At 74.1% G+C, this 6,425-nt stretch carries 5 protein-coding genes; 2 read left to right on the top strand and 3 right to left on the bottom strand.

Annotated features, from left to right (window positions below):
• Window positions 1-103: 103 nt before the first annotated feature.
• Complete coding sequence (locus tag J7I94_RS37205; RefSeq protein WP_308114852.1) at window positions 104-778, top strand: helix-turn-helix domain-containing protein; 675 nt, start codon at window positions 104-106, stop codon at window positions 776-778.
• 37 nt (window positions 779-815) lie between these two features.
• On the opposite strand, the gene J7I94_RS37210 is transcribed toward J7I94_RS37205, so the two are convergent.
• Both J7I94_RS37210 and J7I94_RS37215 read right to left on the bottom strand, forming a co-directional pair.
• Window positions 816-1,688, bottom strand: a complete 873-nt coding sequence (locus J7I94_RS37210; protein ID WP_215174695.1) for an alpha/beta fold hydrolase — start codon at window positions 1,686-1,688, stop codon at window positions 816-818.
• Window positions 1,689-1,791: 103 nt separating this feature from the next.
• Window positions 1,792-4,506: a DEAD/DEAH box helicase gene (locus tag J7I94_RS37215; protein ID WP_308114853.1), complete on the bottom strand. Its 2,715-nt coding sequence runs from the start codon at window positions 4,504-4,506 to the stop codon at window positions 1,792-1,794.
• Window positions 4,507-5,023: 517 nt separating this feature from the next.
• Between J7I94_RS37215 and J7I94_RS37220 the strand changes: the two genes are divergently transcribed.
• The gene (locus J7I94_RS37220; protein ID WP_215174696.1) at window positions 5,024-5,794 is read left to right on the top strand and encodes a ferritin-like fold-containing protein; all 771 of its coding nucleotides are present in this window, start codon (window positions 5,024-5,026) and stop codon (window positions 5,792-5,794) included.
• A 143-nt stretch (window positions 5,795-5,937) separates the two neighbouring features.
• On the opposite strand, the gene J7I94_RS37225 is transcribed toward J7I94_RS37220, so the two are convergent.
• Window positions 5,938-6,207 (bottom strand): hypothetical protein, encoded by a 270-nt coding sequence (locus J7I94_RS37225; protein WP_215174697.1) that lies wholly within the window; start codon window positions 6,205-6,207, stop codon window positions 5,938-5,940.
• Window positions 6,208-6,425 lie beyond the last annotated feature (218 nt).

Consider the following 6,425-nt stretch of genomic DNA (forward strand, 5'->3'; position numbering starts at 1 on the left):
CTGCGGAGATATGGGGGGGGGGATGCGGGGGTGGGGGGGGCTGGGGTCGAGCGTAGGGTGGCAAGTGGACGGCATCGTCCACTTGTCGCGGAGGTGAGAGACAGTGGGGGCCGAAGCTTCTCGGTTCGGGGAGGCGGGCGGGCTGCGGGTGGACGCGCGGCGCAATCGGCGGCGGATTCTGGTGGCCGCCCGTGAGGTGTTCGCCGAGCACGGCATCGACGCGCCGATGGCCACCGTGGCCCGACGGGCCGGCGTCGGCGTCGCCACGCTCTACCGGCGCTTCCCGACCCGGAACGACCTGGTGCACGCGGCCTTCGAGGACCAGCTGAACGCCTGTCGCCGGGTCCTCGCGGAGGCCGCGGCCGACCCGGATCCCTGGCACGGATTCCGGCGGCTGGTCGAGACGGTCTGCCGGTTGCAGCGGGAGGAACGGGGGTTTCCCGCGGCGTTCGCAGCGGCCTTCCCCGACCGCTCGCGGGAGCGGGTGCGGGAATACGCGGAGGCCGAGCGGCAGCTCATGGCCCTGATCCGCAGGGCGCAGGAGGCGGGCGCGCTGCGGCCCGACTTTCACCCCTCCGACCTCGGGGTGGCCCTGCTGGCGCACTGCGGCATGGTCGCCGCGCTGCCCGACGACGCCGCGGCGTCCCGGCGGCTGGTGGCCTACTTCCTGGAGGCGTTCCGCGCCCACCCGGCCCGCGCGGCGCTGCCCCCGCCGAGCGCGTTGCGCCTGGACAGCTTTCCGATGGCGGGTGGCGGGGGGCGGGGGTGGGGTGGGTGATCCCGGCGGTTCGCGTGGGGTGGCGGGTGCGGTGTGTTCACCGGGCCGTGGTGTGGTCCCAGAAGTCGGCGAGGGCCGTGGCGGTGGGCAGCGGCTGATCCGCGTTGGGGGAGTGCTCGGCGCCGGCGATCACGGTCCGGTGCGCGTCCAGCCGTACGGCCATGTCGTCCAGGAGCGGCACCGGCCAGGTGTCGTCGCGTTCCCCGGAGAGCACGTGGAACGGCAACGGCACGGCCGAGAGTTCCGCGACGCGGTCCGGCTCGGTGCACAACTGCCGTCCTCCGGCCAGGAGTTGCGCGGGGGCCGTGCCCAGCCAGCGGAGCCGTAGCCGCTCCTCGTCGACCGGGCCGCGGACGGGCCCGCCGACCTCCTCGGGCGGCCCCATCGCCTGCATCGTCTCCCAGACCTCCGCCATCGTCAGCGCGGCGAGCGCGTCCCGCAGCAGTTTCACGCGCTGCCGCTGGGGTGCCGAGATCTGCGCCGGGCCCGAGGACATCAGGGTCAGGGAGCGGAAAGGGGTGTGGTCGAGGAGGACGGCCGCGCGGGCGATCTGGCCGCCGAGGGAGTGGCCGAGCAGATGCACCCGGGTGCCGAGGGCGGCTGCCTGGGCGAGCACGTCCCGCGCGAGTTCCCGCTGGGCGTACGCGGACTCGTCGTGCCGGGGGCCGTCGGACTCGTACTGTCCCCGCCCGTCCACGGCCACCGTGCGGTACCCGCGTGCGGCCAGCGGCTCGTGCAGCAGGGTGAAGTCCTCCTTGCTGCCGGTGAAGCCGGGCAGCATCAGCACGACGCCGCGCGGCTCGGCTCCTTCGGCCACGGGCGAGTCGACGGCGGCGAACTCGCCGCGCGCTGTCCGCAGCCGGTACGTGCGGGCGCCGGGGGACGGGGCGAAGGCGGCGTTCCTGCTCACGGGGCGAGGGTATCGAGGGTGTCGCGGGCAGCCGGGGCGGGGGTGACGCCGTCGGCCCGGCACCGCGCGGGGCGGTACCGGGCCGACGGGGTGTGGAGATCAATCAGCTCTCCGCGGACTCCGCGGGCTGCGGGGCCGTGGCCGCCGCCGCGGTCTTGCGGGTGCGGCGCGTCTTGGGCTTGGGCTCCGCGTCCTCGGCCGGGGTGGTGGCCTTCGCCGCGGTCTTGCGGGTGCGGCGGGGCTTGGCCTCGGCTTCGGCTCCGGCTTCGGTTTCCGGTGCGGCCTGGGCCGGGATGCCGGCGGTGGCCGTGGCCGTGGCCGTGGTGGCCGCCGTGGTCTTGCGGGTTGTGCGGCGGGCCTTGGGCTTGGTCTCGGCCTCCGTGGTTTCGGCCGCCGCTTCGGCCGTTTCGGCGGGGGCCGTGGCTGCCGCGGTCTTGCGGGTGCGGCGGGTCTTCGGCTTGGCCTCGGGCTCCGCGTCCTCGGTGGTCGGTGCCGGTGCCGGTGCGGTTTCGGTGGCCTTTGCCGCGGTCTTGCGGGTGCGGCGCGGCTTGGTCTCGGTGGCCGTGGCGCCCTCGGCCGTGTCGACCGCGGGCTCGGTGGCCGGGGTGGTGGCCTTCGCCGCGGTCTTGCGGGTGCGGCGGGGCTTGACCTCGGCTTCGGCTCCGGCTTCGGTTTCCGGTGCGGCCTGGGCCGGGATGCCGGCGGTGGCCGTGGCCGTGGTGGCCGCCGTGGTCTTACGGGTACGGCGGGCCTTGGGCTTGGCCTCGGTGCCTTCGGTTGCCGCTTCGGCCGTTTCGGCGGGGGCCGTGGCTGCCGCGGTCTTGCGGGTGCGGCGGGTCTTCGGCTTGGCCTCGGGCTCCGCGTCCTCGGTGGTCGGTGCCGGTGCCGGTGCCGGTGCCGGTGCGGTTTCGGTGGCCTTTGCCGCGGTCTTGCGGGTGCGGCGCGGCTTGGTCTCGGTGGCCGTGGCGCCCTCGGCGGTCTCGACCGCCGTCTCGGCGGCAGCCGCGGTCTTACGGGTACGGCGGCGCGGCTTGGCGGCCGGGGCCTCCTCGACCGGGGCGGCCTCGGTGACCGGGGCGGCCTCGGCGATCACCGGCGCGGTCTCCGCCGGGGCCTCCGCCGTCACGGCGGTCTCCGCCGACTTGCGGGTGCGACGGCGGCGCGGCTTCTCGGCGGGGGTTTCCGGGGCTTCCAGGGCCGCCGGGACTTCCGGTGCCTCGGTGACGGTCGGTGCCGCCACCGCCGTAGCGGCGTCGGTGGTCGTGACGGCCGTGCCTTCAGCCGTGGCCAGAGCGGTGTCCGCGGACTTCGCGGTCGCCACGGTCTCCGTGTCGGAGGGGCCGGACTGCGTCGTCGCGGGCAGCGGCTGACGGGTCTGGGCTCCGCCGCGGGTGCGGCGGCGCCGGCGCAGTACGCGCGGGACGGCGTCGCCGTCCTCCGGCGCACCGCCGCCGGTCACGGCCGGGGCCGCCTCGGTGGCCGGGGAGGCCGCCGCGTCCAGCGGCGTACCGCCACGGGTACGGCGACGGCGGCGCGGCGTACGCGCCGAGCGCTCGCGGTCACGGTCCCGGTCGGCGGAACGGGACTCGTCCCGGCCGCCCCGGCCGCCGCGACCGCGGTCACGGCCGCCCCGGCCGCCGGGCTCGCCCAGGTCCTCGAGCTCCTCGGCCGCCAGCCCGGCGCGCGTACGGGCCGCGCGCGGCAGGACGCCCTTGGTGCCCTCGGGGATGCCGAGGTCGGAGTAGAGGTGGGGGGAGGTGGAGTAGGTCTCCGGCGGGTCGTTGAAGCCCAGGTCCAGCGCCTTGTTGATCAGCTGCCAGCGGGGGATGTCGTCCCAGTCGACCAGGGTGATCGCCGTACCCTTGGCGCCCGCGCGGCCGGTGCGGCCGATGCGGTGCAGGTACGTCTTCTCCTCTTCCGGCGACTGGTAGTTGATGACGTGCGTCACGCCCTCGACGTCGATGCCGCGGGCGGCGACATCGGTGCAGACGAGCACGTCCACCTTGCCGTTGCGGAAGGCACGCAGCGCCTGCTCCCGGGCGCCCTGGCCCAGGTCGCCGTGGACCGCGCCGGAGGCGAAACCGCGCTGCTGGAGCTGGTCGGCCAGGTCGGCCGCGGTGCGCTTGGTGCGGCAGAAGACCATGACCAGCCCACGGCCCTCGGCCTGCAGTATGCGCGCGACCATCTCGGGCTTGTCCATGTTGTGCGCGCGGTAGATGAACTGCTTGGTGTTGGCCACCGTCTGGCCCTCGTCGTCCGGCGCGGTGGCGCGGATGTGCGTGGGCTGCGACATGTAACGGCGGGCCAGTCCGATGACCGCGCCCGGCATGGTGGCCGAGAACAGCATGGTCTGGCGCTTGGCCGGGAGCAGGTTGATGATCTTCTCGACGTCGGGCAGGAAGCCCAGGTCGAGCATCTCGTCGGCCTCGTCGAGGACCAGGCACTTGACGTGCTTGAGGCTCAGCTTCTTCTGGCCCGCGAGGTCGAGGAGCCGGCCCGGGGTGCCGACGATCACGTCGACGCCCTTCTTCAGGGCCTCGACCTGGGGCTCGTAGGCCCGGCCGCCGTAGATCGCGGTGACGCGCACGTTGCGCACCTTGCCGGCGGTCAGGAGGTCGTTGGTGACCTGCTGGCACAGCTCGCGCGTCGGGACGACGACGAGGGCCTGCGGGGCGTCGGTCAGGGCCTCGGGAGCGGCGCGGCCGGCCTCCACGTCGGCGGGGACGGTGACGCGCTCCAGGAGCGGGAGGCCGAAGCCCAGCGTCTTGCCGGTGCCGGTCTTGGCCTGGCCGATGATGTCCGTGCCCGAGAGGGCCACGGGGAGCGTCAGCTCCTGGATGGGGAAGGGGGTGATGATGCCGACGGCCTCCAGGGCCTCGGCGGTCTCGGGAAGGATTCCGAGGGAACGAAACGTCGTAGTCAGGGTGCTGCCTCTTCTGTGTGCGCGGTGCGAGGCGAGCGCGGGGGTCGTGTCAGGACCGTGCCGGGGACGTCGGCTGCCTTACGGGCGAGCCGTAGACACGGGACCTCTGCCGACGCTCTAGCGCTCGAACCGCTGAGGGTCCCCCTCCGGGCTGCCGTACACAGTGGCGTACGGCCGGGAGGGCTGTCGGGCGGAGCCGATCGGGCCACCGACCGGGCATCCTCATGCGTGCGGCCCGACGAACACGTCACGTAGCCATACGACACGTACTCGTACGTCACACACTCGGCAGGCGCATTACCACCATACCCCGGATTCGCGCACACGCGATGGCCGATTTGGTCACGTAGTCGTCATCACACTGACTGACCAGGCCCTTACGGGCGTCGGCGGGCGAGCTATTGTGCGCTGCATGACGAGCTCTGACAAGCCTGGCACCGCCGCCGACGCCCCCGCAGAAGCCACCGAGGAAGCCCCCGCCGAACGTACCGCGGTCGCGGACCTGGACTGGTCGGCGGCAGCCGCCGACCCGCACTACCGCGCCGCCGTCGTGGACCTGCTCGGAGCGCTCGCGTACGGCGAACTGGCGGCGTTCGAGCGCCTCGCGGACGACGCCAAGCTGGCGCCGACCCTGTCGGACAAGGCGGAGCTGGCCAAGATGGCCTCGGCGGAGTTCCACCACTTCGAGCGGTTGCGCGGCCGGCTCGCCGAGATCGGTGAGGAGCCGACGGAGGCGATGGCCCCGTTCGTCACCGCCTACGAGAGCTTCCACAAGCAGACGGCGCCCTCGGACTGGCTGGAGGGACTCGTCAAGGCGTACGTCGGTGACTCGATCGCCAGTGACTTCTACCGGGAGGTCGCGGCCCGCCTCGACACCGACACCCGGGAACTGGTGCTGGCGGTGCTGGACGACACGGGGCACGCCGGTTTCGCCGTGGAGAAGGTGCGCGCGGCGATCGACGCCGACCCGCGGGTGGGCGGCCGGCTGGCGCTGTGGGCGCGGCGGCTGATGGGCGAGGCCCTGTCGCAGTCCCAGCGGGTGGTCGCCGACCGGGACGCCCTGTCGACGATGCTGGTGGGCGGGGTCGCGGACGGCTTCGACCTGGCGGAGGTGGGCCGGATGTTCTCCCGGATCACCGAGGCGCACACCAAGCGGATGGCCGCGCTGGGGTTGGCGGCCTGATCTGACCTGGTCCGGTCTTGTCCGGCCTGACTCCGTACGGCCTTGTCCGGCCTGACTCCGTCCGGCCTGTTTCGGTCCGGCGACGACCGGCGAGGGTCATCGGCCGGATGTCCGGTGGAGTCGTGGCGGTGGCCGGCGGCCGGTCAGGCGGTCGCCGACCGGCCGCGCAGTCTCCCCGCCGGGCGCAGCAGGAGCGACAGCGAGGCCGCGGAGACGACCGCCGAGCCCAGCAGGATCGGCAGCAGGTTCCCGGCGCCCAGCGCGCTGTGCGTGACGAACGCCCCGAAGAGCGCGCCCGCGACACCCGTCGGGAGGACGAGGGCGCGCGCCGGGAGGCGGTGCGGCAGGCGGTGGGCGGCTGCCCACGCCAGGGCCAGCCCGAGGATCGCGGCGCTGAGCGCTTCCAACAGCATGTCGGGGTCCCTCCCACACGGCCGGCCTGCTCGAACGGTCGTAGCCGTCATACCCCTGACCTGCGGAATGCAACCCTTCCCTGTGGGGGAGTTGTGCTCCGTTCGTGAATCCGTTCCGTTGATCGGCTCGTGAACCGGGTGGTGGTTCGGCTCGTGAGGGGGAGGCCGGGGTGGAAGGGCCGTCGCCGGGACGGCAGGGCATGTGGAAGGGCCCGGCG

This window comes from Streptomyces sp. ISL-12 (assembly GCF_018614415.1).
In the GTDB taxonomy this organism is placed as follows: Bacteria; Actinomycetota; Actinomycetes; order Streptomycetales; family Streptomycetaceae; genus Streptomyces.